Raw genomic sequence first — 26,516 nt, 5'->3', positions numbered from 1 at the left:
TGCCCGGCCACCCCCACATCGCCCACCGCGACGGCGCGCTGCACGTCGAGGGCGTCGCGCTCGACGCGCTGGCGCGCACGCACGGCACGCCGCTGTTCGTCTATTCGAAGCAGTGGATGCTCGACGCCCTGGCCGCCTACCAGCGCGGCTTCGAGGGCCGCGAGGCGCTGATCTGCTACGCGATGAAGGCCAATTCCTCGCTCGGCGTGCTGCGCGTGTTCGCCGAGGCCGGCTGCGGTTTCGACATCGTCTCGGGCGGCGAGCTGTCGCGCGTGCTGGCCGTGGGCGCCGATCCCAAGAAGATCATCTTCTCGGGCGTCGGCAAGACGCGCGCCGAGATGCGCCAGGCCCTGGCGGCCGGCATCGCCTGTTTCAACGTCGAGAGCGAGGCCGAACTCGACGTGCTCAACGAGGTGGCGCTGGCCGAGAAGGTCCGCGCGCCGATCAGCATCCGCATCAATCCGAACGTCGACCCGAAGACGCACCCCTACATTTCCACCGGCCTCAAGGGCAACAAGTTCGGCATCGCGCACGACCGCGCGGTGCAGGCCTACCAGCACGCCGCCCGGCTGCCGGGTCTTGAGGTGGTCGGCATCGACTGCCACATCGGCTCGCAGATCACCGAAGCCTCGCCCTACCTGGACGCCTGCGACCGCGTGCTCGACCTGGTGGAAGCCATCGAGGCGGCCGGCGTGCCGATCCATCACCTGGACTTCGGCGGCGGCCTGGGCATCGACTACAACGGCGAAGTGCCGCCCAAGGCCGATGCGCTGTGGCAGCAGCTGCTCGCCAAGCTGGACGCGCGCGGCTTCGGCCAGCGCAAGCTGGTGATCGAACCCGGCCGTTCGCTGGTCGGCAATGCCGGCGTGTGCGTGACCGAGGTGCTCTACACCAAGCCCGGCGAAGACAAGAACTTCTGCATCGTCGACGCAGCCATGAACGACCTGCCGCGCCCCGCGATGTACCAGGCCTTCCAGAAGATCGTGCCGCTGCGCGAGCGCGCCGGCGACGCCCCGACCTACGACGTGGTGGGCCCGGTCTGCGAAAGCGGCGACTGGATTGGCCGCGATCGCGCACTCAACGTGGTGGCCGGCGACCTGCTGGCCGTGCTGTCGGCCGGTGCGTACTGCATGAGCATGGCCAGCAACTACAACACGCGCGGCCGTGCGGCCGAGGTCCTGGTGAGCGGCGCCAGCGCCAAGCTGATCCGCCGTCGCGAGACGATGGAAGACCAGCTGCGCGCCGAGATCGACGGCTGATCCCGTCTCAGCCGGTGCGCAGCGGCTTCTCGCTGCCGCGCACGGCCACTGCGGGCCTGGCTTGGCGCTTGCGCGCGAAATTCCAGACGCGCCACGCCAGCAGCACCCCGATGATCGCGGCGTAGACGAACACTTCGGCGAAGTTGTTCTTGCCCGCGCGCATCCAGAAGAAGTGCAGCAGCCCGAGCCCCGCGATCCCGTAGACCAGTTTGTGCAACAGCTGCCAGCGCTTGGCGCCCATCGCCTTGATCGCGCGGTTGAACGAGGTGGCCGCCAGCGGCGTCAGCAGCAGGAAGGCCGAGAAGCCCACCAGGATGAACGGCCGCTTGGCGATGTCCTTGGCGATCTCGCCCCACTCGAAGCCCATGTCGAACCAGCTGTAGCACAGCAGGTGCAGCACCACGTAGAAGTACGCGAACAGGCCCAGCATGCGGCGCAGCCGCGCCAGCGCGTTGAGCTTGGCGATCACGCGCAGTGGCGTCACCGCCAGCACGATGCACAGGAAGCGCAGGGTCCAGTCGCCCGTCGCGCGGATCAGGAACTCGGCCGGGTTCGCGCCCAGCCCGTCGGTGAAGGCGCCGAAGGCCAGCCGCGCAAACGGCAGCAGGCACAGCAGGAAGACGACCGGCTTGGTCGCCGGGTGCATGAGCAGCTTGTTCAGCATGGCGCAACGACCGGGCGGGCGCGCCCGCTCAGTAGTTCTTCTTCAGGTCCATGCCGGCGTAGAGCTGGCCGACCTGTGCCTCGTAGCCGTTGAACATCTCGGTCTTGCGCCGCTTCGCGAACAGGCCGCCGCCATCGCCGATGCGGCGCTCGGTCGCCTGGCTCCAGCGCGGGTGGTCGACGGTCGGGTTCACGTTCGAATAGAAACCGTACTCCTGCGCCGCCGCCTTGTTCCAGGCCGTGCTCGGCTCCTTCTCGACGAAGCGGATCTTGACGATCGACTTGGCCGACTTGAAGCCGTACTTCCATGGCACCACGAGCCGCACCGGCGCGCCGTTCTGGTTAGGCAGCACCTCGCCGTACATGCCGAAGGCCAGCAGCGTGAGCGGGTGCATCGCCTCGTCCATGCGCAGGCCCTCGGTATAGGGCCAGTCGAGCACGCGCGAGCCGACGAAGGGCATGGTCTTCGGGTCGGCCAGCGTCACGAACTCGACGAATTTGGCGTTGCCCTGCGGCTCGACCTTCTTGATGAGTTCGGCCAGCGAGTAGCCGACCCACGGGATCACCATCGACCAGCCCTCGACGCAGCGCAGGCGGTAGATGCGTTCTTCCTGGGCGCTGAGCTTGAGCAGGTCTTCGATGCCGTACTTGCCCGGCTTCTTGACCAGCCCCTCGACCTCCACGGTCCACGGCCGCGTCTTGAGGGTGCCGGCGTTTTTCACCGGATCGCCCTTGTCGACGCCGAACTCGTAGTAGTTGTTGTAGCTGCTCGCGTCCTTGTAGTCAGTGAGCTTTTCCATCGTCTGCGCGCCCGGCACGGCCGATTTGGCGCCCGGCAGCAGGGCCAGCTTGTGCGGGCCGGTCGCCTGGGCGAAGGCCTCGCGCCCGGCGAAGGTGGCGAGCGCCGCACCCGCGGCACCGCCGGCCATCAACTTGAGCAGGTCGCGCCGGCCTTCGTAGGCCGCGCGCGGCGTGATCTCGCTCGACAGCGGATGGTTGAAACCGTGGGTGTCGCGACGGTGCGAACGGGAAGGGAACGACATGGCAGGCCTTTCGCGTGAATCGTTGTGCTCAGGGTAGTTCGTGACATGCCCCGGTTTGGTTACGCGCCATGGCGGCGCGTGGTTTCAATTCTTCGCAAAAGGCGCCAAGCCTGCGCTTACAGCGTGCCGTAGCTGTGCAGCCCGCTCAGGAACATGTTCACGCCCAGGAAGGCGAAGGTGGTCACGGCCAGGCCGGCCAGCGCCCACCAGGCTGCGACGGTGCCGCGCAGGCCCTTCACGAGGCGCATGTGCAGCCAGGCCGCGTAGTTGAGCCAGACGATCAGCGCCCAGGTTTCCTTCGGGTCCCAGCTCCAGTAGCCGCCCCAGGCGTCGGCCGCCCACAGGGCGCCGAGCACGGTCGCGATGGTGAAGAAGGCAAAGCCGACGGTGATCGACTTGTACATGACGTCGTCGAGCACCTCGTTGGCCGGCAGGCGCGCCGCGATGCGCTTGCGCCCCAGCAGGATGCCCGCCGCGATCAGCGCCGAGATGCCCGCATAGATCACCCAGTAGCTGCCGCCGGCTTCCTGCACGCGCTGGCGGAAGGCCACCGGCACGAAGCACAGCGCCACGCCCAGGAGCCAGATCGGCGTGAGCTTGTACCAGCGGGTCTCGCTCGCCTGCTCCTTGATGAGGTAGGCGAAGGCCACCATGGCCGCGAGCGCGAAGGTGCCGTAGCCGATGAAGTTGGCGGGCACGTGCAGCTTCATCCACCAGCTCTGCAGCGCGGGCACCAGCGGCTGGATCTCGTGCGCCTCGCGCACGATCGTGTACCAGAGCAAAAAGCCCACCGCCGCGCTCACCACCAGCATCACGAAGGCACCCAGCGCGCGCGTGTTGTAGCGCTCTTCGAAGTACAGGTAGAACGCCGCCGTCAGCCAGCAGAACAGCACGAACACTTCGTACAGGTTGCTCACCGGGATGTGGCCGATGTCCGGGCCGAGCTGGTGGCTTTCGTACCAGCGCACCATGGTGCCGATCAGCGCCATCGTCACGGCCGCCCAGGCCAGGCGGGAGCCGATCAGGTCGAAGGTGTCGGCCTGCTGCTTGCCGGCGGCGAAGCCGATCCAGTAGAACAGCGTGCTCATGAAGAACAGCACGCTCATCCAGAGGATGGCCGACTGGCTCGACAGGAAGTACTTGAGCCAGAACACCGAATCGGCGCGCGCCAGGTCGCCCTGGTAGGAGCTGATGGCCAGCAGCGAGGCCGCGGCCACCACCAGCGTCAGCACCCGCAGCGGGCGCCAGAACCAGCAGATGCCGATGACCGAGACCAGCGCCGCCACGAGGATCGGCTTTTCGTAGCTGTCCATCGAGCCGGCGTGGCGCATGAAGGCGAACGCGCCGCCGGCCAGCACCAGCGCCGCGAACACCCAGTCGAACAGGTTGCGGCGGGAGAGCCAGCTTTCGTGGAGCGTGAGGGTCGTGGTGTTCATGGTGACGCCGGTTCTTCTTTCTTCAGGGCGAGCAACCTGTGCTTCAGGTGCTCGAATTCGCGATCGCTGTCCAGGGTCTTGCGGTTGACCGAGAACGCCATCGTGGCGACCGTTTCGCGGCCGTCGTTGTCTCCAGAGGCGCCGCCGCCGGGTGTCAGCCACACCCACAGGCGGCGCTCGCGCACGTACAGCATGGCAAAAATACCGACGATCAGCAACAGACACCCCAGATAGACGATGTTCTTGCCAGGGGCGCGCGCCACCTGGAACACGCTGGCCTGCACCTGGGTGAAGTCGGTCATCATCATCGCGACCGGCGCCGGGTAGAAGTGCGCGTCGCTCAGCGCCAGCACGGCCTGCGTCAGGTAGCCCTGCGATTTCTCGTCGTTCGGCAGCGCGGCCAGGCCGGCGCCTTCGCGGCTCAGATTGAGCACCTCGAACAGCACGTCGTTGAGGATGCGCACCAGCACCGTGCCGGCGCGTTCGCGCTCGGCCTCGGGCACGTTGGCTTCCATGAATTCGGCAATCGCCTGCCAGCCGCCCTGCGATGCGGCGTCGGCCTTGGCGCGCTCGGCCCCCGAGAACAGCGCCAGCGCGCGGGCAGCCGACACGCGCAGCTGCTCGGCCATCTCCGGGCGCTTCGGGTCGGTCGCCTTGGCGATGTAGCGCTCGATGGCGCGCTCACGCGAGGCGGGGTCGCCCAGCGCGGTGCGCATGCGCACGAAGCCGTCCATCGAGCCCTGCTCGTCGGCCGGCACGCGCAGGTAGCGGAACGGCTCCTCGGGCTTCTCGCGCATGCCCAGCAGGAACACCGGCTGGCCGTCGCCGGCGTCGACCGGCACCATGTAGTTCTGGTACTCGCGCGCCTGACCGGCCGCGTCGCGCAGCTTGTAGCCGATGCTCGGGCCGATGTTGCGCAGCACCTTGGGCTTGTTGGTCTTGTTGGCTGCGCCCAGGCGCGACTCGATGCCGTGGCGCAGGTCGACCTTGCGCACGTCGGCGCCGCTGCCCATGGCGCCACCGTCGGCGAAGTTCTCGACGTTGATCACGCGCAGCGCGGCGTACTCGAGCGTGAGCTTGTCCTTGCCGTTGGTGATCTCGGTGCTCGGGCCGCCGATGATGCCCTCGACCTCGAAAGGCTTGGCCGCGGCCGCCATCGGCACCGCCTTGAGCTTCACCGTGGAGCCGCCGTCGTCGAAGCTCGACTGGTAGATCTCCACGCCCTTGTAGCTGGCCGGGTGGTTCACCTCGATGCGCGCGGGCACCTGCTCGCCGCTCTCGCGGTCGTGCAGCACCACCTCGCTGGCGAACAGCTTGGGCATGCCGGTCGAGTAGTAGTCGACGATGAACTTCTTCAGCTCGATAGTGAACGGCAGCTCCTGCAGCAGCACGCCGTCGGCCTGGTTCAGGATGGCCACGTTGCCCCGCCCGCCCTCGGGCACGAGGATGTTGCCGCGGAAGGTCGGGTTGGCGGTCGACAGGCGGTGCTCGGGCGCCACGTCGGCGATCATGCCGCCGCCCGTGAACACGCTCTTGCCGTTGAACCAGGTCTGGGCGCGCACCACCAGGTCGCCGTCGAGCAGGCCACCGATGCAGACCAGCACGATGGCGCTGTGGGCAGCGATGTAGCCCAGCTTGTGCGCGCCGCCGGCGCGCGCCGCGACCATCCAGCCGGCCGAGGCCTTGCCGTCGGCGCTGGCGTTGCGCTGTTGCAGCTTGACCTTCCAGCCGCCGCTCACGAGCAGCTGGCCGATGCGGTTGGCCGCCATGTCGGGCGTTTCAGCCAGCCGGTTCTCAGCGCGCTGGCCGAAGGCCTTCAGGCTCTGCGCGCGGATGTCTTCCTTGAAGGTGCGCAGGTCGATCAGGATGCGCGGCGTGTTGCGCGCGACGCACAGCGACGTGCTGATCACCAGGAACAGCAGGATCAGCAGGAACCACCAGGCGCTGTAGACCGAGTCGAGCCGCGCCGTGCGGAACAGCTCGGCCCAGAAAGGCCCGAACTGGTTGATGTAGTTGTTGATCGGCTCATGCTGCTTGAGCACGGTGCCGATGATCGAGGCGATGCAGATGACCGTGAGCAGCGCGATCGCGAAGCGCATCGACGACAGCAGTTCCACCGCTGCGCGAAGCAGCTGCGGGCCGCGATGCACGCGAAGGCCATGGGTGGAAACGGTCATCGGAAGGGAACCAGGAAAGGAGAAAAAAACAAAAGGGCGGGCCATCCTCCTGGATCGGCCCGCCCTTTGTTTGGGATTTTTATCGGCGGTTAGTTCACGCTGGACAGCGCGACAGCGGAAATCAGCGCAGGCCGGCGATGTAGTCGGCCACGGCCTTGATTTCGCGGTCGTTGAGCTTGGCGGCCACGCCGTTCATGGGCGAGCTGTTCAGGCGGACGTTGTCGCGGAAGGCCACGAGCTGGGTCACGGTGTAGTCGGCGTGCTGGCCGCCCAGGCGCGGGTACTGGGCCGGGAGGCCGGCACCGTTCGGGCTGTGGCAGCCGGCGCAGGCGGGGATCTGGCGATCGCCGATGCCGCCGCGGTAGATCTTTTCACCGAGGGCGACCGTGTCCTTCTCTTTCGAGAAGCCCGGCTTGATCTTCTTGGAGCCGACGAACCAGGCGATGTTGCGCATGTCTTCTTCGGACAGCGCCGAGGCCAGCGGCTTCATGATCGCGCTCTTGCGCTTGCCGGACTTGAAGTCCTGCAGCTGCTTGAGGATGTATTCGGGGTGTTGTTGCGCCAGCTTGGGGTTGGCTGCGATGGCCGAGTTGCCGTCCGCGTTGTGGCACGAAGCACAGCTTTGGCTGTTGGCCGGCGTCGCATTGAACAGCGTGTCGCCCTTGGCGGGATCGGGCTTGGCCGGCTTGGCGGCTGCCGCTGCGGGGGCAGCGGCATGCTCATCGGCTGCAAAACTCGCGCTGGCTGCGACGCCCATGAGGGCTGCAAGCAGAATATTGGCAAACAACTTCATATCGGGGGCTTCGAATTTATGGCGCAAAACCCCGCGATTCTACAATGGCGCCCCGTTCCGAAAGCCCATTGATGACCTCCCCGCGCGCCAAGTCCGCCGCTTATCCTCCCCGCGCGGCCCCTGCCGTGGACCCGCAGGTCGCTGAACGCGAGCGCGTGGCCCTCGGCTGGCTGCACACCGCCCACTTCCTGACCAGCGCTCCGCAGCTGGAGCACCTGCCCCCGGTCGACCTGCCCGAGATCGCTTTTGTCGGCCGATCCAACGCCGGCAAATCGACCGCCATCAACACCCTGACGCAGCAGACACGGCTGGCCTTCGCCTCGAAGACGCCGGGCCGCACGCAGCACATCAACCTGTTCGGCATCGGCAAGCAGAAGGTCGACGACGCCGTGCTGGCCGACCTGCCCGGCTACGGCTACGCGGCCGTGCCGAAGGAAGCCAAGCTGCGCTGGCAGCGCGTGATGGGCAACTACCTCATGACGCGCGAAAGTCTGCGCGGGGTTGTCCTGATGTGCGATCCGCGCCACGGCATGACCGAGCTCGACGAGATCCTGCTCGACGTGATCCGTCCGCGCGTCGAGCAGGGCCTGAAATTCCTCGTGCTGCTGACCAAGTCCGACAAGCTCACGCGCACCGAAGCCGCCAAGGTGCTGTCGATTACGCGACTGAACGCCGGCGGCGGCGAGGTCAAACTGTTCTCGGCCCTGAAGAAGCAAGGGGTCGGCGAGGCGGCCGAGCTGCTGTGGCGCTGGGTGCATCCCGACGACGCCGCAGCAGCACCGGCAGCGCCCGCGCCACCACCGGCCGAAGACGCCTGATGCGCTAGAGGAACCGACTGCATCGAGCGCCTCGCCTGCGAAGTTCACTATCAAAACAATAGCGACAGTCAACCCAAGGAGACACGAAGCATGATCGAGACCTTCCAACGCAGCCTGCCCAACGGCACCACCCTCAGCTGCCGCGCCGCCGGCAAGCCGGGCCAGCCGCTGATGGTGTTCCTGCACGGCTTTCCCGAAGCCGCGTTCATCTGGGACGAACTGCTCGCCTACTTCTCGGACCCGGCCCACGGCGGCTACCGCTGCGTGGCGCCCAACCTGCGCGGCTTCGAGAAGTCCAGCGCGCCCACGGAAGTCGCCGACTACAAGGCCCACCTGCTGATCCAGGACATCCAGCAGCTCGTGGCCACCGAAAGCGCAGACGGCACCATGGCCGCGCTGGTGGCCCACGACTGGGGCGGCGCCTTCGCCTGGGGCTACGCCAACGCCTTCCCGCAGCAGGTCGGCAAGCTGGTCATCATCAATTCGCCGCACCCGGGCACCTTCACGCGCGAGCTGCGCAACAACCCGGCACAGCAGCAGGCCAGTGCCTACATGCACTTCCTCGCGCGCCCCGATGCCGAAGCCCTGCTCGCGGCCGACGACTTCAAGCGTATGTGGCCCTTCTTCCTGCTGATGAAGGCCGGCCCGGACGGCTTCGGCTGGCTCACCGAAGAAGTGAAGCAGCAGTACCGCGAGGTCTGGAGCGCGGGCCTCACGGGCGCCTGCAACCTGTACCGCGTGACGCCGATGAAGCCGCCGCTGCCGGGCCAGACCGTCGACAGCATCCCGGTGCTGCCGCGCGAACGCCTCACGGTGACCATGCCGACCTTCGTGTTCTGGGCGCTCGACGACGCGGCGCTGCTGCCGGGCCTGCTCGAAGGGCTGGAAGACTATGTGCCGAAGCTCGAGGTCAAGAAGGTGCCGAACGCCACCCACTGGATCGTGCACGAGCAGCCGCAACTGGTCGCGCGTGAAATCGAAGGCTTCCTGGCCCGCAATCAGTAAATCGGCGGCTCGCCCTCCGGGCGGGTCTTGAAGCGCCGATGCACCCAGTAGTACTGGGACGGCATCGTGTCGATGTAGCCCTGCAGGCGCTCGTTCATGAGCGCCGTGTCGGCCTCGACGTCGTCGGTGGGGAAGTTCTGCCACGCCGGCAGCACCTGGATCTCATAACCGCCCGGCGTGAGCTTGGCCACCACCGGCACCACCTTGGCCTTGCCCAGCCGCGCGAAGCGCGAGAGCGAGGGCACGGTGGCCGCCTGCACGCCGTAGAAGGGCACGAAGATGGTCTGGTCGCGCCCGAAGTCCATGTCGGGCAGCAGGTACAGCAGGCCGCCCTTGCGCAGCCCCGCGAGGATGGGCTTGATGCCGTCCACCCGGTTGAGCGCCGCCACGTCGCCGAAGCGCGTGCGGCCTTCGCGGATCCAGGCGTCGACCATCGGGTCGCGCTGGGTCGTGTAGATCGTGGCCGACGGGCGCGCCGTGTGCATGGTGAGCGCAGTGGCCGCGGCGTCCAGGCCGTAGAAGTGCGGCGCGAACAGGATCATCGGCGCCTCGCCCTCGGCGATCTCGCGGATTTCCGGCGCCGCGCCCACGATCTTCAGCCGGCTCTTCACCACCTTTTCGGGCGCATGCCACAGCCAGCTGCGGTCCAGCCATGACTGCGCGACGAAGACGAAGGTCTCGCGTGCGATGGCGCGGCGCTCGGCCTCCGACTTCCCGGGGAAGCACAGGGCCAGATTCCGGTCGACCACGCGCCGCCGCGGCACGGCGATGGTGTGCAGCACACGGCCGAGCACCTTGCTGAAGCCGCGCACGAGCGGCAGGGGCAGCGGGGCCAGCACCCGCATGAAGCCGATACCGAGTCGGGAGCTGAGGCTCATGGCGCAGCCCCTCCTGCGGCATTGGCCACCACGGCGGGTTCGCCGCGCGGCTCCTTGTAGCGCGCGTAGTCCCACACGTACTGGCCGGGCAGGCTGTGGATCAGGCGACCGATGCCGTCGTTCATGGCGGCGGCGGCGTCCTCGATGGAGGCATTGGGGTCGGTGAGCGCGGTGCCGACGATCGGCTCGAAGCGGATCACGTAGCCCGCGCCGCGCGGCAGGCGCTCGCACACGCTGAGAAAGCAGGCGGCACCGGTCTGTTGGGCCAAACGGGGAAGCAGGGTCATGGTGTAGGCGGGGCGGCCGAGGAAAGGCGCCCACACGCCCTGCCCCAGTGGCGGCACCTGGTCGGGCAGGATGCCGGTGTAGCCGCCGCCGCGCAGCGTGCGGATCAGGCCGCGCACGCCGGTGTTGTTGGTCGGCAGGGTCTGCAGGCCGGGCCGGTCGCGCGATCCCGCGGCGATCAGGTCGGCCATCCACTTTTTACGCGCCGGACGGAACAGCGCGGTGATCGGCCCGAAGTCCGCGAGAAAGCGCTCGCCGATGGCCTGGCCGCACATCTCCCAGCTGCCCAGGTGCGGCGCCACGAGGATCACGCCCTTTTTCGCGCGCATCGCGGCCTCGAAGGCCTCGACGCCTTCCCAGCGCACCACGCGCGTCAGCACGCTCTCGCCCTGCGGGCGCAGCCACAGCCAGGGCAGCTCGGACGCCATGTGGCCGGCGGCGGCGATGGCGGGACGGTACTGCGCGGGCGAGAAGCCGGCGCTCTCGGCGTTGGCCTTGAAGCGGCGGCGGTAGTCCGGCGCGCACCACCAGACCAGCCATCCCAGCAAGGCGCCGAGCCGATGCATCAACGGCATCGGCACGCGGGCAAGCAGGCGGAACAGGGTGATCATTGAACGGGGAGGGGGAGAGAGTCAGGGAGGGTCAAAAGGCGGACGCGCGCGCATGGTATTGCGCGGCTCGAATAGAATGCAAATTGTCGCCGAGTTACGGAACAACTTGCAGGGCGACACCCACAAGCGCGAATGCGATTGTGTCCCGTCGATACGTCGACATCTGCTAAAGCGTTCGCCAGGGCTCCGCAGAGTTGGCAACGCGCCAATTGAACTTCAAGGAGTGACCACAGTGGCGAACGACTTTCTCTTTACTTCCGAATCGGTTTCCGAAGGCCATCCCGACAAGGTCGCGGACCAGATCTCGGACGCGATCCTCGACGCGATCTTCGAACAAGACCCCCGCAGCCGCGTCGCCGCCGAAACGCTGACCAACACCGGCCTCGTGGTGCTTGCCGGCGAGATCACGACCAACGCGCACGTCGACTACATCCAGGTCGCGCGCGACACCATCAAGCGCATCGGCTACGACAACACCGAGTACGGCATCGACTACAAGGGTTGCGCCGTGATGGTCTGCTACGACAAGCAGTCCAACGACATCGCCCAGGGCGTGGACCACGCCTCGGACGACCACCTGAACACCGGCGCCGGCGACCAGGGCCTGATGTTCGGCTACGCCTGCGACGAGACACCCGAGCTGATGCCCGCGCCGATCTACTACGCCCACCGCCTCGTGGAGCGCCAGGCCCAGCTGCGCAAGGACGGCCGCCTGCCCTTCCTGCGCCCCGACGCCAAGAGCCAGGTCACGATGCGCTACGTGGACGGCAAGCCCCACAGCATCGACACCGTGGTGCTCTCCACGCAGCACAGCCCCGACCAGAGCGAAACGCCAACCAAGATGAAGGCCTCGTTCAACGAAGCCATCATCGAAGAGATCATCAAGCCCGTGCTGCCCAAGGAATGGCTGCAGAACACGCGCTACCTGATCAACCCGACCGGCCGCTTCGTCATCGGCGGCCCGCAGGGCGACTGCGGCCTCACCGGCCGCAAGATCATCGTCGACACCTACGGCGGCGCCTGCCCGCACGGCGGCGGCGCGTTCTCGGGCAAGGACCCGTCCAAGGTCGACCGCTCGGCCGCCTACGCCGCGCGCTACGTGGCCAAGAACATCGTGGCCGCCGGCCTGGCCCGCCAGTGCCAGATCCAGGTGGCGTACGCCATCGGCGTGGCCCAGCCGATGAACATCACGGTCTACACCGAAGGCACCGGCGTGATCCCCGACGAGAAGATCGCCGAGCTCGTGCGCGAGCACTTCGACCTGCGCCCGAAGGGCATCATCCAGATGCTCGACCTGCTGCGCCCGATCTACCAGAAGACCGCCGCCTACGGCCACTTCGGCCGCGAAGAGCCCGAGTTCACCTGGGAAGCCACGACGCAAGCGGCCGCACTGCGCGCCGCAGCCGGCCTCAAGTAAGCACTGCGAATACCGGGCCTCAAGGCCCGCCGTTCCCTCGGGGCGGCGGGCCTTTTCCTTTCATGGCGCCTTCAGTCAGAAGCGATACGCGCCGCTCAGGCCCACCGTCCAGTTGCGACCGGGCGCGGGCTCGTAGAAGCGCGCATTGCCTTCGTTGACGATGACCGAGCCCATGTAGCGCCGGTCGAACAGGTTGTCGACGCGCGCGAAGGCGTTGAAGTCCCAGCGCTCCCACTTCTTCAGGTAGCCGGCGTACAGCGCCGCCACGGCGTAGCCGTGCGCGCTCGCGGTGTTCAGGTCGTTGGCCTGGATGCGGCTCAGCGCGCGCATCTCGACACCGGCGCGCCAGCCCTCGGGCGGCACCCAGCCGAGCGAGGCGAACAGCGATTGCCGCGCGATGCCCGGGATGCGGTTGCCCGCGTTCACCGCATTGCTGCCCGCGCAAGGCGACGGAGAGCAGAACGCATCGCGGTAGGTCGCGTCCAGCCAGGTGTAGGCGACCTGCGTGCGCCAGTGGTCGGCCGTTTCGTGCTGCCAGCCCAGCTCGAAGCCGTTGCGCCGCGTGCGCCCCGCGTTCTGGAAGGTGGCGCGACCGCCGCTGTTGGTGGCGGTGACGATCTCGTCGCGCGTGCGGGTGTGGAACAGCGCCGCCGTCAGCAGGCCGCCGGCCAGCCGCGCCTTCGCGCCCACTTCGAGGCTGTCGTTCACCGAAGGCCGCAGCCCGAAGTTGAGCCCGCTCGCGCCGCCCGGTCTGTACGACAGCTCGTTGAGCGTCGGCGTCTCGAAGCCCCGGCCCACCGAGCCATACACGGCGAGATCGGGCGTGGCCTGGTAGCGCAGCGAGGCCACGGGCAAGGTCTTGCTGTAGCTCGCGCTGCCGCTGTCGTTGCGATTGGCGCCGGCTATGTACAGGTCGTGCGAATCGAAATGCACGCGGCTGCGACGCACGCCGGCCTCGAGCGTCCAGCGCTCCGCGAAGCGCCAGGCCGCCTGCGCATAGGGGTCGAGGTTCCAGACCTCATTGCGCTCGTTGCGACGCAAGCGCCCCTGCACGCCCAGCAGGGGCGCGGCCACCGGGCCCAGGTAGTTCTCGTAGCCGCGGCGGCGCTCGCGCAGGCTGTCGTAGCCCAGGCCCGCCACGAGGTCGAAGGGCCGGTCGGCCAGTTGCAGCGCGGCGGTCCAGCGCAGGTCGACGCCGCCGTACTGGCGCGTGAGATCGATCACGCCGCCTGCATGCAGCGGACTCTGCTGCGCCGATGGTGGAATCGACTGGAACTGCACGGTCTTGCGCTCGCCGCCATAGACCATGAACTGCAGCGCCTGCTCGGCATTCAGGCGCCGCTCGTAGCGCAGGCCGACCTGCGTCTGCTCGACCGTCTTGCGCGTGTCGTACTGCAGCGCCAGCGGCGCCTTGCGCGGTGCCTGCGCAACCTGCTCGGCCGTCAGGCCCAGCGGGTCTTGCGCCTCGATGCGCACGCTGTTGAATACGAGCGTGAGCTTGTCGCCGTTGTCGAGCGCGACGCCCAGCTTGCCGTTCGCGATGTTGCGCCGCGCGGCGCTCTGCTCGCGCCAGCCGTCGGTGCGAAAGTGGCTCGCGCCGAGCAGGTAATCGACCGCGCCCTGCGAACCGCTCACCTGCAGCGACTGGCGCCAGCTGCCGAAGCTGCCGCCCGCCAGCGAATACGACAAGCGCGGCGCGCCCTCCCCCGATGCGGTGAACGCCTGCACCACGCCGCCCGACGAGTTGCCGTACAGCGCCGAGAACGGCCCGCGCAGCACTTCGACGCGGTCGACCGAGCCGATGTCGATGTTCGAGGTCTGCCCCTGGCCGTCGGGCAAGGTGGCCGGAATGCCGTCCACGTACAGGCGCACGCCGCGCACGCCGAAGGTCGAGCGCGCGCCGAAGCCGCGCACCGACAGCTGCAGGTCCTGCGCGTAGTTCATGCGGTTCTGCACCTGCAGGCCCGGCACGGCGCCCAGGCTCTCGGACAGGTTGACCTGCATCCGGCTGTCGCGCATCTCGTCGCCGTCGACGCGGTCGACCGAGCCGGGCACGAGAAACGGAGACAGCGTGCCGCGCGGCGTGGAAACGGTGACGTCGCGCAGCGTGCCGGCCGGCGACGTGGCGGGTTGCTGGCCGTGCACGGCCAGCGGAACGCCCAGGATCAGCAGGCGAAGCGGGTAGGAGAGTGCGGCATTCATCGGCACCGATTCTGCGTCGGTGCCCTGCCCCTTCCGCCTAGCGGGAACCCGTGCGCGGCGAGCGGCGCCAGCCGTACCAGGCGCACACGAGCACCGGAATGCCCAGGCCCACCCAGGCCACCATGTCGCCGAGGCCGCCGTCGCTGAACAGCGCGGTGATCAGGCCGACCGTGGTCATCACGCCCAGCGCGATCGGCCAGCCCCACATGCGCCAGAAGGACTGGTGCGGTGCCTTGTGGTGCGTCGTCATGCCTGCACCTTCATGGCCGGTGCCGGGTCAGGCTGCGGGCCCGATACCGTGGCGGGCGCCGCAGTCGTCGTGGTCGTCCGTGCCGGCACGGTGTTGCCGCGCTTGAGCCACAGGTACAGCCCGCTGCCCAGCACGATGATGGTCGCGATGTCGAGCAGCGCCCACAGGATCTGCATCGGCATGCCGCCGTAGTCGCCGAAGTGCAGCGGCTGCGACACCAGCAGGCCCGTGAGGTACCACGGCATCTTCGGCGCCGCCGTGACCTCCGCCGTCTTGGCATCGACCAGCACCGGCTGCAGCAGCTTCGAGGTGAAGGGCTCGTTGCCGCGCAGGAAGAAGGTCGTGTGGTGCGGGCTCGAGAACGAGGTGCCCGGGAACGCGATGAACGACAGCTTCATGCCGGGCGCCTTCTGCATCGCGCCTTCCATCGAGCGCTGCAGCGAGCCGCGCTCGGCCACCGGCACCACCGGCTCGTTCTTGTAGGGCGCGAGCAGCGTGCTCAGCTGGTCGTACTGCCAGTACTTGATGATCAGGTCGGCCCAGGTGTTGATCATGCCGGTGGAGCCCACCACGAACAGCCACACCAGCGTGACGATGCCCAGCAGGTTGTGCAGGTCGAGCCACTTCAGGCGCGGGCGCTTCTCGCGCCGCACGGTACCGAAGTCGAGCTTGCGCATGAACGGCGAATACAGCACCACGCCCGAGACGATGGCCACCAGCAGCAGCAGCCCCATGAAGCCCAGGAACAGCTTGCCCGGCAGCCCGGCGAACAGGTCGACGTGCAGCTTGAACATGATGTACATGAAGCCCTGGCTGAACTCCGGCTGCGCCAGCACGACGCCGGTGCGCGCATCGACCGCCACCGACTTGAAGTCTTCGGTGGGCTCGGGCGTGGGCGTGAGCGTGACGAACCACAGGCCGTCGTCGTCCTCGGGCTGCGAGACGAACTGCACCACGCGGTCGGGGTGCTTGGCGCGGCCGATCTCGACCACCTTGTCCAGGCTGATGCGCGGCGTGTTCGCCGGCATCTTCGGCGCCTCGACCTCGGTGCCCAGCAGGTGGCCGATCTCGTGGTGGAAGATCAGCGGCAGGCCGGTGATGCACAGCAGCAGCATGAACACCGTGCACACGAGGCTGCTCCACTTGTGCACCCAGGCCCAGGTCTTGATCTTTCGGCTGTCCATGTCGTCGTGCGTCGTTGGGTGGGGAAAAGGCTAGAAGCGGTAGGTGGCGCTCGCCACAATGTTGCGTCGCGCGCCGTACCAGCAGTCGCCGCGCGACAGGCAGGTGCTGAAGTACACCTTGTCCGTCACGTTGTTGATGTTGAGCGCATAGCGCCACTGGGCCGTATCGTAGGCAAACACCAGGTCGGCCAGCGCCACACCGGGGATGCGCGGGCCGGTGCCGAACTGGGTGTCGCGGAACGAGCTCATCACGCGCACGCCGGCGCCGGCCGAGAAGCCGCTCATGCCGGCCACCGAGAACCTGTACTTGGCCCAGAAGCTGGCCTGGTGCTTGGGCAGGCCTTCGATCTGCGCGTCGGCGTCGGTGTAGTTGTAGTGGGCGATCAGGTCGAGGTTGGCGCCCACCGAGCCCTTGGCTTCCAGCTCCACGCCCCGGGTCTTGGTCAGGCCGCGCTGCGAGAACACCTTCGGCTGCTCTTCGACGATCTGGTTCTTCTCGCGCAGGTCGTACACCGCGGCGCTGAAGGCCATGGCGCGATTCTTCGGCTCGTACTTGACGCCCGCTTCCCACTGCTCGCCGCGCAGCGGCGAGAAGATGCGGCCTTCGCGCGGCGACTGCGGCGTGAACGACTCGCTGTAGCTCAGGTACGGCGACCAGCCCGAGGGATGGGCGTACATCACGCCCAGTCGCTTGGTGGTGGCGCTGCTCTTTTGCTCGTCGCTGCCGGCGGCGCTGGACACGGCCCGGTCATGGCGCAGGCCGGCCACGAAGATCCAGTTGTCGAGCTTGATCTGGTCCTGCAGGTACAGGCCGGTCTGGCGCTGGCGGGTGCGCGGACGCGCCACGCGCTCGGGTTCGTCCACGTGGCCGTACACCGGCGCATAGAGGTCGATGGTGTCGACCGTGGTGCCGCCCCAGACGTTCTCGCGCTGGCGCGCGAAGTCCGCGCCCACGAGCAGCGTGTGCTGGAGCGCACCGGTCTGGAAGTGGCCCTCGACGTGGTTGTCCAGGGTCTGCGTGCGGTTGCGCGTCAGCTGGCTGTCGAAGTAGCGGGGGAACACGCGCTTGAAGACCGGGTCGGTCGACCAGCTGTCGAAGCCGCTGAACGCACCGCCGTAGTGGTAGCGGTTGTCGTTTTCGTTCTTCGCGTAGCGGAAGTTCTGGCGCACGGTCCAGCTGTCGTTGAACTTGTGCTCGAACTGCCAGCCGAAGGTCTGGCGCTCGCTGTTGTAGTAGTCGCCGGCCTCGCCGATGAAGCGGCTGGCCGGCACGCGGCCGTTCGGGTTCGGCAGCAAGGTGCCTTCCCACGGCAGGAACTGCGAGCTGCTGCCGCTCTTGTCTTTTTGCCACAGGCCCTGCAGCGTCAGCGAGGTCGCTGCGTTGGGGCGCCAGGTGAGCGAGGGCGCGATCACGCTGCGGTCGTCGGGCACGTTGTCGACCTGCGAATCGGACTTGCGCTGCAGCGCGATCAACCGGTACGACAGCGAGCCATCGGCATTCAGCGGACCGGTCAGGTCGGCCTGCACCTGCTTGCGGCCGAAGCTGCCGAACTGCACGCCCACCTCGCGCTGGGCCTCCTGCAGCGGCCGCTTGCTGACCATGTTGACCACGCCCGCCGCGGTGCCCGCGCCGAACAGCATGCCCGAGGGGCCGCGCAGCACCTCGAGGCGCTCCAGCGTGTAGGGCTCGGTGCGCGTCGTGCTGGTGTAGTAGCCGTAGGCCTGGCGCAGGCCATCGAGGTAGATGTCGGGGTAGGCGCCGCGCACGCGGATCGAGTCGGTGCGCGAGTCGACACCGTAGGCGTCGGAGCGCACGCCCGCCGCGTAGTTGAGGGCGTCCTGCAGGTTGTTGGCGCCCTGGTCGACCATCTGGTCGCGCGTGATCACGGTGACGGACTGCGGCGTTTCCGACAGCGGCGTGTCGGTCTTGGTGGCGGTGACGGCGTTCTTGGCGCGGTAGCCGATCACGGGCGAGGTGGCGGTCTCGGCTTCGGCGTTCGCATCGACGCGCACTTCAGGCAGCGACCCCGTGCCGCCCGTTTGCGCCAGAACGTGCTGCTGCGCGTAGATCGCCAGACAGCCCACCAGCACCGAAGCGGCCCTGCGCCGCGCCCTCATTCTTGCCATGTTTTTATTGCTCATTGAACACTATTGATAACAATTCGCATTCTATTGTCAAGAAAGTCGCGGTCCACGGGTTTTCCAGCACACGGGGGCGAAGCGTTGCAAAACCGCCGCGGTCGCCGTCGCGAGCCGGGCTACGATGCCGCCCGCACGCCCTTGCGTGCGCTGACAGGCCCCATGCTCAAGCTCCTCGCCTCGTTGTTTCCTGCGCTGCGCGGCCCGGCGCTGGTGCTGGTCGTGCTGGTGCTCACCGGCTGCGCCGGCCTGCCGCCGCGCCTGCCCGATGGGCCGCCCTCGATCGCCATTCCCGCTTCGTCCGCCACCCCGCTCGGCCATGCCGCCGCCAGCCTCGATTCGCCGCCCGACGGGCTGTCGAGCATGCGGCCGCTGATCGAGGCCTCGTTCGCGCTCGATGCGCGGCTGGAGCTCATCCGCCGCGCCCGGGCCTCGCTCGATGTGCAGACCTACCAGCTCGGCAACGACAAGACCGGCCGCCTGCTGCTGCGCGAACTGCGCGACGCCGCCCGGCGCGGCGTGCGCGTGCGGCTGCTGCTCGACGACTTCTACACCGCCGGCATGGACCGCCTGCTGCTCGGGCTGGCCGCCGAGCCGAACGCGCAGGTGCGGCTGTTCAACCCTTTCGTGAACGCGCGCGATCACTCGTCGCTGCGCTGGCTGGAATTCTTCGGCGATTTCCGGCGGCTCAACCACCGCATGCACAACAAGCTGTTCATCGCCGACGGGGCCATGGCCATCGCCGGCGGGCGCAACCTCGCGGACGAGTACTTCCTGCGCAGCGAGAGCGCCAACTTCATCGACTTCGAGCTGCTGCTGGCCGGCCCGGTGGTGCCGCAGTCGGCCGGGATCTTCGACACCTACTGGAACAGCGACGTGGTCTACCCGCTGCAGCGCATGGCCGGCACGACGCTCACGCCCGCCGAGCTGAAGGCCGCCTTCGACGCCGCGACCTCGCCGGCCTTTGCGCCGCTGCCCGACCCGCTGGCCGCCACCGACCTGCTGGGCGACCTGCCGCTGGGCGCGCAGCTGGACAACATCGGCGAGACGCGCTGGATCCGCGCCGAGGCCGCCGCCACCGCCGACAGCCCGAACAAGGCCCTGGGCACGATGGCGCGCCCGCAGGAGTCGCTGGCGCAGCGCTTCCACGAGATGCTGGGCGCCGCGAAGTCGAACGTGGTGGTGATCTCGCCCTACTTCATTCCGGGCGACGAGGGCATGGAGCGCATCCGCATGGGCCGCGACCACGGACTGAGCATCACGGTGGTCACCAACTCGCTGGCCGACAGCGACGAGCCGCTGGTGAACATCAACTACAACCGCTACCGCGTCGACATGCTCAAGCTGGGCGTGAACCTGTACGAGGTGAGCACGCAGCAGCTCAAGCGCAGCGGCCAGTTCCGCAGCCTGCTCAAGAAGGCGCGCGGGCGCCTGCACGCCAAGCTGGCGCTGGTCGACCGCCAGTGGGTGCTGCTGGGCTCGATGAACCTCGACCCGCGCTCGGCCCTGCTGAACACCGAGTTCGGCGTGCGCGTGCGCAGCTTCGAGCTCACGCAGGCGCTGCTCTTCGCCTACCAGCTGGACGACATGGAAGGCGTGTACCGCGTCGTGCTCAAGCCCGACGGCCAGAACGTGCAATGGATCGGCACCGGCGACGTGCACAACGAGGTGCTCGACAGCGAGCCCGACTCCAGCATGCTCACGCGCCTGCAGCTGCTGCTGTTCTCGTGGTTCGTGCCGACCGACCAGCTGTGAGCCGCGAGCGGGCGGCCCCGCGTCGCATCCTTGCCACAAATGCAAACGCCTCGCATTTAGCTCCTTAGAATTCAGCCCGCCGCGTCCAGCGGCCGTCATGGCGTCCCGCCACGGAGCGTCTTCCGTCCGCGCTGCGCCATTGCCTCACCCAGACATTTCCAGTTCAAGGCAGGGCACGACAACGCCCTTCGTCTCTCGCGACGAAGGGCGTTGTCGCGTACGGCTGCGCCTGCGCGGCGCCGCCCTCCAAGAACAAGCACAACCGGACAACATGAAGCTCTCTTCCCGCACAGCCACCCGCACCGCCACCCCCTCGCGCCCGCTGTGGCCCCTTTCGCTGCTGGCCGGCGCCGCCCTCGCGTCGCTGTCGGGCGTCGCGCTGGCACAGACCGCCGCCACGACGCTGAAGGAAGTCACCGTCAGCGCCGAGGACGACAAGGGCTACGCCCCCGCCGCCGCCAGCACCGCCACCAAGGGCAGCGCGCCGCTGCGCGACGTGCCGCAGGCCGTCAACGTGCTGCCCGAACAGCTGCTGCGCGACCAGGGCGCCGTGTCGATGCAGGACGCCCTGCGCAACGTGCCGGGCGTGAGCTTCAACCACGGCGACGGCCAGCGCGACCAGGTCGTGATCCGCGGCTTCAGCGGCATCTCCGACTGGTTCGTCGATGGCGTGCGCGACGACGCGCTGTACTTTCGCGACCTCTCGGACACCGAGCGCATCGAGGTGCTCAAGGGCCCGGCCGCCGTGCTCTACGGGCGCGGCTCCTCGGGCGGCCTGATCAACCGCGTGACCAAGAAACCCGTGTTCGAGCGCCGCTTCGGCGAGGTCTCGCTGGGCCTGGGCAGCCACCACTACACGCGCAGCACGATCGACCTGAACACGCCCATCGGCGAGAACATGGCCTTCCGCCTGAACGTGGCGGGCGAGCAGTCGGACAGCTACCGCGACCAGCAGTTCACCGACCGCCACAACATCGCGCCCTCGCTGGCGATCAAGTTCAGCCCGCAGACCGACCTGCTGCTGCAGTACACCAACCTGCGCGACCAGCGCCTCACCGACTTCGGCATTCCGGCGCTCAACGGCCGCCCGGTCGACGTGCCCATCGGCGCCTACTACGGCTCCGCGCACGGCAAGCGCGACGACACCGTGACCAGCAAGGTGCAGACCTTCACCGCCACGCTGAACCACCGCTTCAGCGACGCGCTGAGCCTGCGCAACACCACGCGCTATTCGAGCTACCACCTGGACCGCAACAACACGCTGCCCAGCGGCACCACCGACCCGGTGCGCCTGACGGTGGGCCGCACGCGCGGCATCGTCGACCGCGACGAGAGCGGCTGGTTCAACCAGACCGACCTGACCTGGCGCAACGACCTCGGCGGCTTCAAGCAGGAGTGGCTGGTCGGCGCCGAGTTCGGCGTGCAGCGCAAGCGCCTTTTCAGCGTGTCTTCCGCCACAGGAGCGCAGCGCGTGAACCTGTTCAGCCCGGTGGCGGACCCGCTGCCGATCCCGCTGGCCACCTACCTCGCCGACGGCGCGATCCCGAGCAACAGCGAGTTCAAGACCGCGGCCGTGTACGTCCAGGACCAGATCACGCTGGCGCCGCACTGGAAGGCGCTGATCGGCGGGCGCTACGACGTGTTCAAGCAGGACACCAGTTTCGAACGCAAGCTCGCGCCGCTGGAACGCACCGACCGCAAGTTCAGCCCGCGCGCCGGCGTGGTGTGGCAGCCCGACACGGTGCAGTCGTACTACGTGTCGTACAGCCGCTCGTTCCAGCCCTCGGGCGAGAACTTCGCGCTGTCCACCGGCAACATCGACAACGCGCCCGAGATCACCGTCAACAAGGAAATCGGCGCCAAGTTCGACCTGCTCGACGGCGGCCTGAACCTCACGACCGCGCTGTTCAACCTGGAACGCTCGGGCATCAAGAACACCGACCCGAACAACCCGCGCCGCCAGATCAACGTCGGCACGCAGCGCACCAACGGCCTGGAGCTTGCGCTCAACGGCCGCCTGCCGGGCCGCTGGGACGTGAGTGCGGGCTATGCCTACCTCGACGCGAAGATGACGAAGTCGCTCGCCAGCGTGAGCTCGCTGCAGCTGCCCGTGGGCGCCGCGATCCCGGTGCAGGGCAAGACCGCCGCGCTCACCCCGCGCCACTCGGCCTTCGTGTGGGCCATGAAGGACCTCGGCCACGGCTTCAGCGCCGGCGGCGGCCTGAACTACGTCAGCGCGCGCTACGCCTCGCTGAGCAACCTCGTCACGCTGCCCTCGTACCTGACCGCCGACCTCGCGGCCAACTACAAGACCGAGCGCTACGAGATCGCGCTGAACCTGAAGAACATCGCCAACCGCAAGTACTACGTCTCGGCCCACGGCAGCGTGGACAACCTGATCCTGCCGGGACCGGGGCGCGAGGTGCAGCTGACGCTGCGCGCGAAGTTCTGAGAAGGCCTCAGGTCGCCGCCGCCGTCCTGCGCCGCTGCAGCCACGTGACCCACCAGGCGCCCGCCGTGCACAGCACCAGGTAGACGACGGCGACCAGGATGTAGACCTCGACCACGCGCCCGTCGCGTTGTCCCACCTTGCTGGCGGCGCCGAGAAAGTCGTTCAGGCTGATCACGTAGACCAGCGAGGTGTCCTTGAGCAGCGCGATGGTCTGGTTGATCAGCGAGGGCGTCATGTTGCGAAACGCCTGCGGCAGGATCACGTGCCGCAGGGCCTGCCCCGGCGACATCCCCAGCGACTGCGCCGCCTGCATCTGCCCGGCGCGCACGCTGCCGATGCCGGCGCGGATGATCTCGCAGTAGTAGGCGGACTCCGCGAGCACGAACGCCACGAGCGCGGCATAGATCGGCCCGACGCCGAGGTTCGGGTCGCCGGTCACGGCGCGCAGCACCACCGGCATCAGGAAGTAGATCCACAGGATCGTGAGGATCAGCGGGATCGAGCGAAACAGGTTCACGTACCCCGCCACGAGCGCCGCCACCGGCCGCGGCGCGAAGATCCGCGTGATCGCCAGCAGGGTCCCCAGGCCGATGCCCGCGGCCATGGAGGCCGCCACCAGCAAGGCGGTCATCTGCAGGCCCTGCAGCAGGTAGGGCCAGGCGCGCTGCAGGGCGACCCAATCGAAGTCGTAGCCCATCACGCGGCGCCCAGCAGCCCGGGCACCCGCACCCGATGTTCGATGCGGCGCATCAGCACGATCACGCCGTAGGTGATCGCCATGTAGATGAGCGTCGCCACGATGAAGGCCTCGAAGGGATGGGCGCTGAACTCGCTGAGCTGGCGCGTCTGCCCGGTGAGCTCCATGAGCCCGATCGTCAGGGCGACGGCCGAGTTCTTGAACACGTTCAGGAAGTCCGAGGTCAGCGGCGGGATGACGATGCGCAGGGCCTGCGGCAGGATCACGTAGCGGTAGGCCGCCACGGTTCCCAGGCCCATCGCCATGGCCGCCTGCTTCTGGCTGCGCGGCACCGACTCGATGCCCGCACGCACCTGCTCGGCCGCCTTCGCCGCCGTGTAGAGCGTGAGGCCCACCAGCACGGTGAGGAACTGGTTCGCGGTCGGGTTCATCTGCTTGATCGCATGGCCCCAGGCGGTCGGCAACAGCTCCGGCACCACGAAGTACCAGAGAAACAGCTGCACCAGCAGCGGCGTGTTGCGAAAGCAGTGGATGTACACCGCCGACAGCGTGCGCGCCGTCCGGTGGGGCAGCGTGCGGGCCACGCCGGCGATCAGGCCCAGGCCCAGTGCCAGCGTCCAGGCCAGCAGCGACAGCGCGACCGTCCACAGCAACCCGCGCACCAGCATCAGGCCGTACAGGCCCTCCCCCGTGACCGAGGGTTTGAAGAAGATCAACCAATCCCAGGTGTAGTGCATCGCGAAAGGTGCCGGGAGGCGGTTCGGTTCGTGAAGGGGTGGCCGCGTCCGTGCCTTACAGCGGCTGGTCGCTCGGATGGCGCACGAGCTCCTGCATGTCGGGCGACATCGGGAAGTTGACCGTCACACTGCCCTTCACCGCGATGGGCTTGAGGAAGTACTTCTCGTACAACGCGGTGAACTCGCCCGATCGCATCATCCCGGTGATCACGCCGTCGACAAGCTTCTTGAACGCCGCGTCGCCCTTGCGCAGCATGCAGCCATAGGCCTCCTTCTGCTGCGGCACGCCGACCACCTCCCAGTCCGCCGGGTTCCTGGCGCGGGCGATGTTGCTGAACAGAATGATGTCGTCCTGCGTCGCGGCCACCGCGCGCCCCGTCTCCACGGTCAGGAAGTTCTCGTTGATGTCCTTGGCCAGGATGATCTGGATGCCCCACTTGTTCTTCTCGTTGAGCTGCCGCAGCATGCGCTCCGCCGTGGTGCCCGCGCTGACCACGACGTTCTTGCCGACGAGATCCGCCCAGTGCTTGATGCCCGAGTTCTTGCGCACCAGCAGGCGCGCGCCCACGACGAAGAAGGTCGTCGAGAACGACACCTGGTTCTGCCGCTCGGCGTTGTTGGTGGTCGAGCTGCACTCCAGGTCGACCGTCTGGTTGGCCACCAGCGGAATGCGCGTCTGCGGCGTGACTTCCAGGGTCTTGACCTCCAGCCGGGCGAGCTGCAGGTCCTTCTTCACCTGGGCGACCACGCGCTGCGAAATTTCCCAGGCGAAGCCGGCCTGCTTGTTGTGGTCGTCCAGGTAGTTGAACGGGATCGAGGCACCGCGCGTGGCCACGGTGATCGCCCCGGTGTCCTTGATCTTCTTGAGCGTGCCGTCCAGCGGCGATGCGGTCTGCGCGGCAACGCCGGCGCACAGCGCGAGGCCGGCCATGGCGAGGAAGGAACGGGTCAACGCGGCGTGAAGGGTCGGCTTGAAAGTCATCGCGGGCTCCAGGTGTCGGGGATCAGAGATCGAAACGCGTGGCGCAGGCGTCCAGCGCGCCCAGCAGCTCGTCGCGCAGGGCCTGGGGGTCGTCCAGGCCGATCGACAGGCGGATGACCGGCCCTTCGACGTCGCAGAAGTTGCGCCTGGCGAGTTCTTCCGCCGGGTAGAAGGCCGCGATGCTGCGCACGCCGCCCCAGCTGGCGCCGATGGCAAAGCGCTTCAGGCCGGCGAACAGCGCCCGGTAGGCGTCGTAGGGGCAGTCCACGAGCTGCAGCGACATCACGCAGCCGGGCTGCGCGAAATCGCGCGCCCACAGCGCATGGTCCGGCGCGCCGGGCAGCGCCGGAAAGAGCATGCGGCGCACGAGGCGGTGCGCGGCGAGTTGGCCGGCGATCAGGCGCGCGCTGGCGGCCTGGCGCTCCATGCGCACCTGCATCGTGTCCAGGCCCCGGGCCACCAGGAAGCAGTCTTCCGGGCTCACGGCCAGCCCCATCAGCGACTGCAGGCCGCGCAAGGACCGGTACAGGCCTTCGTCCTGGGTGGTGACGCTGCCCATCAGCACGTCCGAATGGCCGCCCATGTACTTGGTGCATGCGTGAATGCACAGGTCGACGCCGTGCGCCAGCGCGGCGAAGCCCAGCGGACTGGCCCAGGTGTTGTCGATGGCGGTCAGCACGCCACGGGCACGCGCCACGGCGGTGATCGCCGGCACGTCCTCGACTTCCATCGTCACCGTGCCGGGCGACTCCAGCCAGATGAGCCGCGTGTTCGGGCGCACGAGGCGCTCGATGCCCGCGCCGATGCGCGGCGCATAGAACTCGACCTCGATGCCCAGCGCCTGCAGCCGCTCGACGGCGAAGGACTTGGCCAGGCCGTAGGCGGCGTCGGTCATCAAGAGGTGGTCGCCTTTCTGGAGCAGTGCGAGCAGCACGCCACAGATGGCCGCCTGTCCGGAAGGAAAGACGATGCCGTGCGCGGCGCCGTCCAGCTCGGCGATGCGCGCCTCGAGGGCGCGCTGCGTCGGCGTGCCCGTCGTGCCGTAGCTGAAGCCGTCCGGCAGGCGGGTGCGGCGATGCACGAAATCGTCGAGCGAGTCGAAGACGACCGTGGAGGCGCGCCACACCGGCGGCGCGAGGCTGGCGAAGGCGGCGTCCGCAGGGGACGTGCCGGGATGGGAAATGGATGGGTTCACGGTGGAAGTCAGTTCGCGGGGGCCGACTCGATGAGCTGCAGCGCGTGCTTCATCTGCTCGACGGCCATGGTTTCGAGGTCGGTGTAGACCTTCATCTCCACGCCCAGGCGGGTGAAGGTCTCGCGGGCGGTGGCGATCCGGGCCGGGTCCTGGGTCTTCGGGTTGGCCAGTGCCGCCTCCAGGCGCTTGTACTCGCTGGTGAGCAGGGCCGGCTGTTCGCCGAGGGCACGCAGGCCGGCGTTGGTCATCGAACGGATGCGCAGCAGCATCTTCACGTCCGACTGCTCCATCTCGCCCTGCGCCCGCTCCAGCGCGAGCTTGGCGGCCACCGCCTGCGGGCTGTCGGGCTTGCGGGTGGCCGCGAGGGTCTGGAACCTGGCGACGTCGCTGGAAAAATCGTGCGCCCATGCGGGCATCGCACACGCCAGGACCGTCACTGCAAGCGCTGTTCGAAGGTTCATCTCGCGTCTTTCGGGAAGTGGCTGAAGACACCAACTCTAGGACGCTGGAGATAATCCGGATCGCGCCCGAAATTCTT

22 protein-coding genes are annotated in these 26,516 nt (G+C 68.1%); 6 read left to right on the top strand and 16 right to left on the bottom strand.

Annotation, left to right across the window (positions count from 1 at the left end; all coding sequences use genetic code 11):
- Nucleotides 1–1,259 (top strand): diaminopimelate decarboxylase (gene lysA / locus AC07Y4_RS22275; RefSeq protein ID WP_495275124.1); only part of this gene is annotated, 1,259 nt, incomplete at its 5' end.
- 7 nt (nucleotides 1,260–1,266) lie between these two features.
- On the opposite strand, the gene msrQ is transcribed toward lysA, so the two are convergent.
- The 5 genes from msrQ to AC07Y4_RS22250 form a co-directional block, all read right to left on the bottom strand.
- Complete coding sequence (gene msrQ / locus AC07Y4_RS22270) at nucleotides 1,267–1,920, bottom strand: protein-methionine-sulfoxide reductase heme-binding subunit MsrQ (RefSeq protein WP_495275126.1); 654 nt, start codon at nucleotides 1,918–1,920, stop codon at nucleotides 1,267–1,269.
- A gap of 31 nt (nucleotides 1,921–1,951) precedes the next feature.
- On the bottom strand, nucleotides 1,952–2,965 hold the full coding sequence (msrP, locus tag AC07Y4_RS22265; protein ID WP_159274009.1) for a protein-methionine-sulfoxide reductase catalytic subunit MsrP: 1,014 nt from the start codon (nucleotides 2,963–2,965) through the stop codon (nucleotides 1,952–1,954).
- Nucleotides 2,966–3,081: 116 nt separating this feature from the next.
- Nucleotides 3,082–4,401: a c-type cytochrome biogenesis protein CcsB gene (gene ccsB / locus AC07Y4_RS22260; protein ID WP_062471791.1), complete on the bottom strand. Its 1,320-nt coding sequence runs from the start codon at nucleotides 4,399–4,401 to the stop codon at nucleotides 3,082–3,084.
- Complete coding sequence (locus tag AC07Y4_RS22255; protein ID WP_495275123.1) at nucleotides 4,398–6,578, bottom strand: cytochrome c biogenesis protein ResB; 2,181 nt, start codon at nucleotides 6,576–6,578, stop codon at nucleotides 4,398–4,400. Before AC07Y4_RS22255 ends, ccsB begins: the two co-directional genes overlap by 4 nt.
- A 121-nt stretch (nucleotides 6,579–6,699) precedes the next feature.
- The gene (locus AC07Y4_RS22250) at nucleotides 6,700–7,371 is read right to left on the bottom strand and encodes a c-type cytochrome (protein WP_062471798.1); all 672 of its coding nucleotides are present in this window, start codon (nucleotides 7,369–7,371) and stop codon (nucleotides 6,700–6,702) included.
- Nucleotides 7,372–7,442: 71 nt separating this feature from the next.
- On the opposite strand from AC07Y4_RS22250, the gene yihA reads away from it, so the two are divergent.
- Both yihA and AC07Y4_RS22240 read left to right on the top strand, forming a co-directional pair.
- Nucleotides 7,443–8,189 carry a ribosome biogenesis GTP-binding protein YihA/YsxC gene (gene yihA, locus AC07Y4_RS22245; protein ID WP_495275122.1) on the top strand — a complete coding sequence of 249 codons (747 nt, stop codon included), beginning with the start codon at nucleotides 7,443–7,445 and terminating at the stop codon, nucleotides 8,187–8,189.
- A gap of 90 nt (nucleotides 8,190–8,279) precedes the next feature.
- A complete protein-coding gene (locus tag AC07Y4_RS22240; protein ID WP_489059017.1) occupies nucleotides 8,280–9,194 on the top strand; it encodes an alpha/beta fold hydrolase in 915 nt (304 codons plus the stop codon).
- On the opposite strand, the gene AC07Y4_RS22235 is transcribed toward AC07Y4_RS22240, so the two are convergent.
- Together AC07Y4_RS22235 and AC07Y4_RS22230 are read right to left on the bottom strand one after the other, a co-directional pair.
- Nucleotides 9,188–10,072, bottom strand: a complete 885-nt coding sequence (locus AC07Y4_RS22235; RefSeq protein WP_495275121.1) for an LpxL/LpxP family acyltransferase — start codon at nucleotides 10,070–10,072, stop codon at nucleotides 9,188–9,190. The genes AC07Y4_RS22240 and AC07Y4_RS22235 overlap by 7 nt on opposite strands.
- Nucleotides 10,069–10,968, bottom strand: a complete 900-nt coding sequence (locus AC07Y4_RS22230) for a lysophospholipid acyltransferase family protein (RefSeq protein WP_369631358.1) — start codon at nucleotides 10,966–10,968, stop codon at nucleotides 10,069–10,071. The genes AC07Y4_RS22235 and AC07Y4_RS22230 overlap by 4 nt, the downstream gene beginning before the upstream one ends.
- A 232-nt stretch (nucleotides 10,969–11,200) precedes the next feature.
- Here AC07Y4_RS22230 and metK point away from each other — a divergent pair, with 232 nt between their 5' ends.
- Complete coding sequence (gene metK / locus AC07Y4_RS22225; RefSeq protein WP_062471813.1) at nucleotides 11,201–12,385, top strand: methionine adenosyltransferase; 1,185 nt, start codon at nucleotides 11,201–11,203, stop codon at nucleotides 12,383–12,385.
- Between the two features lie 75 nt (nucleotides 12,386–12,460).
- On the opposite strand, the gene AC07Y4_RS22220 is transcribed toward metK, so the two are convergent.
- From AC07Y4_RS22220 to AC07Y4_RS22205, 4 genes are read right to left on the bottom strand one after another with little or no spacing between them, the layout of a single operon-like run.
- Nucleotides 12,461–14,587, bottom strand: a complete 2,127-nt coding sequence (locus AC07Y4_RS22220) for a TonB-dependent receptor domain-containing protein (RefSeq protein WP_495275120.1) — start codon at nucleotides 14,585–14,587, stop codon at nucleotides 12,461–12,463.
- 37 nt (nucleotides 14,588–14,624) lie between these two features.
- Nucleotides 14,625–14,837 (bottom strand): hypothetical protein, encoded by a 213-nt coding sequence (locus AC07Y4_RS22215; RefSeq protein WP_070059960.1) that lies wholly within the window; start codon nucleotides 14,835–14,837, stop codon nucleotides 14,625–14,627.
- Nucleotides 14,834–16,021 (bottom strand): PepSY-associated TM helix domain-containing protein, encoded by a 1,188-nt coding sequence (locus AC07Y4_RS22210; protein ID WP_492728418.1) that lies wholly within the window; start codon nucleotides 16,019–16,021, stop codon nucleotides 14,834–14,836. Before AC07Y4_RS22210 ends, AC07Y4_RS22215 begins: the two co-directional genes overlap by 4 nt.
- 30 nt (nucleotides 16,022–16,051) lie before the next feature.
- Nucleotides 16,052–18,148 carry a TonB-dependent siderophore receptor gene (locus AC07Y4_RS22205; protein WP_495275119.1) on the bottom strand — a complete coding sequence of 699 codons (2,097 nt, stop codon included), beginning with the start codon at nucleotides 18,146–18,148 and terminating at the stop codon, nucleotides 16,052–16,054.
- Nucleotides 18,149–18,322: 174 nt separating this feature from the next.
- Here AC07Y4_RS22205 and AC07Y4_RS22200 point away from each other — a divergent pair, with 174 nt between their 5' ends.
- Together AC07Y4_RS22200 and AC07Y4_RS22195 are read left to right on the top strand one after the other, a co-directional pair.
- Nucleotides 18,323–19,915: a phospholipase D family protein gene (locus AC07Y4_RS22200; protein ID WP_495275118.1), complete on the top strand. Its 1,593-nt coding sequence runs from the start codon at nucleotides 18,323–18,325 to the stop codon at nucleotides 19,913–19,915.
- 271 nt (nucleotides 19,916–20,186) lie between these two features.
- The gene (locus AC07Y4_RS22195; RefSeq protein WP_495275117.1) at nucleotides 20,187–22,367 is read left to right on the top strand and encodes a TonB-dependent receptor; all 2,181 of its coding nucleotides are present in this window, start codon (nucleotides 20,187–20,189) and stop codon (nucleotides 22,365–22,367) included.
- A 7-nt stretch (nucleotides 22,368–22,374) separates the two neighbouring features.
- Here the strand turns inward: AC07Y4_RS22195 and AC07Y4_RS22190 are convergent, their stop codons facing one another.
- The 5 genes from AC07Y4_RS22190 to AC07Y4_RS22170 are packed head-to-tail and all read right to left on the bottom strand — an operon-like array spanning nucleotide 22,375 to nucleotide 26,439.
- Entirely contained in the window at nucleotides 22,375–23,064 is a 690-nt protein-coding gene (locus tag AC07Y4_RS22190; protein ID WP_139700985.1) for an amino acid ABC transporter permease, read from the bottom strand.
- Nucleotides 23,064–23,801, bottom strand: coding sequence for an amino acid ABC transporter permease (locus AC07Y4_RS22185; protein ID WP_062471835.1), 738 nt, complete (start codon nucleotides 23,799–23,801; stop codon nucleotides 23,064–23,066). The genes AC07Y4_RS22190 and AC07Y4_RS22185 overlap by 1 nt, the downstream gene beginning before the upstream one ends.
- 55 nt (nucleotides 23,802–23,856) lie before the next feature.
- Entirely contained in the window at nucleotides 23,857–24,783 is a 927-nt protein-coding gene (locus tag AC07Y4_RS22180) for a transporter substrate-binding domain-containing protein (protein ID WP_390346422.1), read from the bottom strand.
- 22 nt (nucleotides 24,784–24,805) lie between these two features.
- On the bottom strand, nucleotides 24,806–25,978 hold the full coding sequence (locus AC07Y4_RS22175) for a trans-sulfuration enzyme family protein (RefSeq protein WP_495275116.1): 1,173 nt from the start codon (nucleotides 25,976–25,978) through the stop codon (nucleotides 24,806–24,808).
- An 8-nt stretch (nucleotides 25,979–25,986) separates the two neighbouring features.
- Complete coding sequence (locus AC07Y4_RS22170) at nucleotides 25,987–26,439, bottom strand: hypothetical protein (protein ID WP_369631352.1); 453 nt, start codon at nucleotides 26,437–26,439, stop codon at nucleotides 25,987–25,989.
- Nucleotides 26,440–26,516 lie beyond the last annotated feature (77 nt).

The organism is Variovorax sp. GW460-12-1-14-LB1, assembly GCF_059423605.1.
Note: the sequence above shows the minus strand (reverse complement) of the source record. Positions and strands in the feature narration are given on the sequence as shown.

What these genes read in the sequence shown, in the direction of transcription:
- msrP (WP_159274009.1), bottom strand. Translation starts at nt 2,965, where the DNA reads ATGTCGTTCCCTTCCCGTTCGCACCGTCGCGACACCCACGGTTTCAAC.
- ccsB (WP_062471791.1), bottom strand. Translation starts at nt 4,401, where the DNA reads ATGAACACCACGACCCTCACGCTCCACGAAAGCTGGCTCTCCCGCCGC.
- AC07Y4_RS22255 (WP_495275123.1), bottom strand. Translation starts at nt 6,578, where the DNA reads ATGACCGTTTCCACCCATGGCCTTCGCGTGCATCGCGGCCCGCAGCTG.
- AC07Y4_RS22250 (WP_062471798.1), bottom strand. Translation starts at nt 7,371, where the DNA reads ATGAAGTTGTTTGCCAATATTCTGCTTGCAGCCCTCATGGGCGTCGCA.
- yihA (WP_495275122.1), top strand. Translation starts at nt 7,443, where the DNA reads ATGACCTCCCCGCGCGCCAAGTCCGCCGCTTATCCTCCCCGCGCGGCC.
- AC07Y4_RS22240 (WP_489059017.1), top strand. Translation starts at nt 8,280, where the DNA reads ATGATCGAGACCTTCCAACGCAGCCTGCCCAACGGCACCACCCTCAGC.
- AC07Y4_RS22235 (WP_495275121.1), bottom strand. Translation starts at nt 10,072, where the DNA reads ATGAGCCTCAGCTCCCGACTCGGTATCGGCTTCATGCGGGTGCTGGCC.
- AC07Y4_RS22230 (WP_369631358.1), bottom strand. Translation starts at nt 10,968, where the DNA reads ATGATCACCCTGTTCCGCCTGCTTGCCCGCGTGCCGATGCCGTTGATG.
- AC07Y4_RS22220 (WP_495275120.1), bottom strand. Translation starts at nt 14,587, where the DNA reads ATGAATGCCGCACTCTCCTACCCGCTTCGCCTGCTGATCCTGGGCGTT.
- AC07Y4_RS22215 (WP_070059960.1), bottom strand. Translation starts at nt 14,837, where the DNA reads ATGACGACGCACCACAAGGCACCGCACCAGTCCTTCTGGCGCATGTGG.
- AC07Y4_RS22210 (WP_492728418.1), bottom strand. Translation starts at nt 16,021, where the DNA reads ATGGACAGCCGAAAGATCAAGACCTGGGCCTGGGTGCACAAGTGGAGC.
- AC07Y4_RS22205 (WP_495275119.1), bottom strand. Translation starts at nt 18,148, where the DNA reads ATGGCAAGAATGAGGGCGCGGCGCAGGGCCGCTTCGGTGCTGGTGGGC.
- AC07Y4_RS22200 (WP_495275118.1), top strand. Translation starts at nt 18,323, where the DNA reads ATGCTCAAGCTCCTCGCCTCGTTGTTTCCTGCGCTGCGCGGCCCGGCG.
- AC07Y4_RS22195 (WP_495275117.1), top strand. Translation starts at nt 20,187, where the DNA reads ATGAAGCTCTCTTCCCGCACAGCCACCCGCACCGCCACCCCCTCGCGC.
- AC07Y4_RS22190 (WP_139700985.1), bottom strand. Translation starts at nt 23,064, where the DNA reads ATGGGCTACGACTTCGATTGGGTCGCCCTGCAGCGCGCCTGGCCCTAC.
- AC07Y4_RS22185 (WP_062471835.1), bottom strand. Translation starts at nt 23,801, where the DNA reads ATGCACTACACCTGGGATTGGTTGATCTTCTTCAAACCCTCGGTCACG.
- AC07Y4_RS22180 (WP_390346422.1), bottom strand. Translation starts at nt 24,783, where the DNA reads ATGACTTTCAAGCCGACCCTTCACGCCGCGTTGACCCGTTCCTTCCTC.
- AC07Y4_RS22170 (WP_369631352.1), bottom strand. Translation starts at nt 26,439, where the DNA reads ATGAACCTTCGAACAGCGCTTGCAGTGACGGTCCTGGCGTGTGCGATG.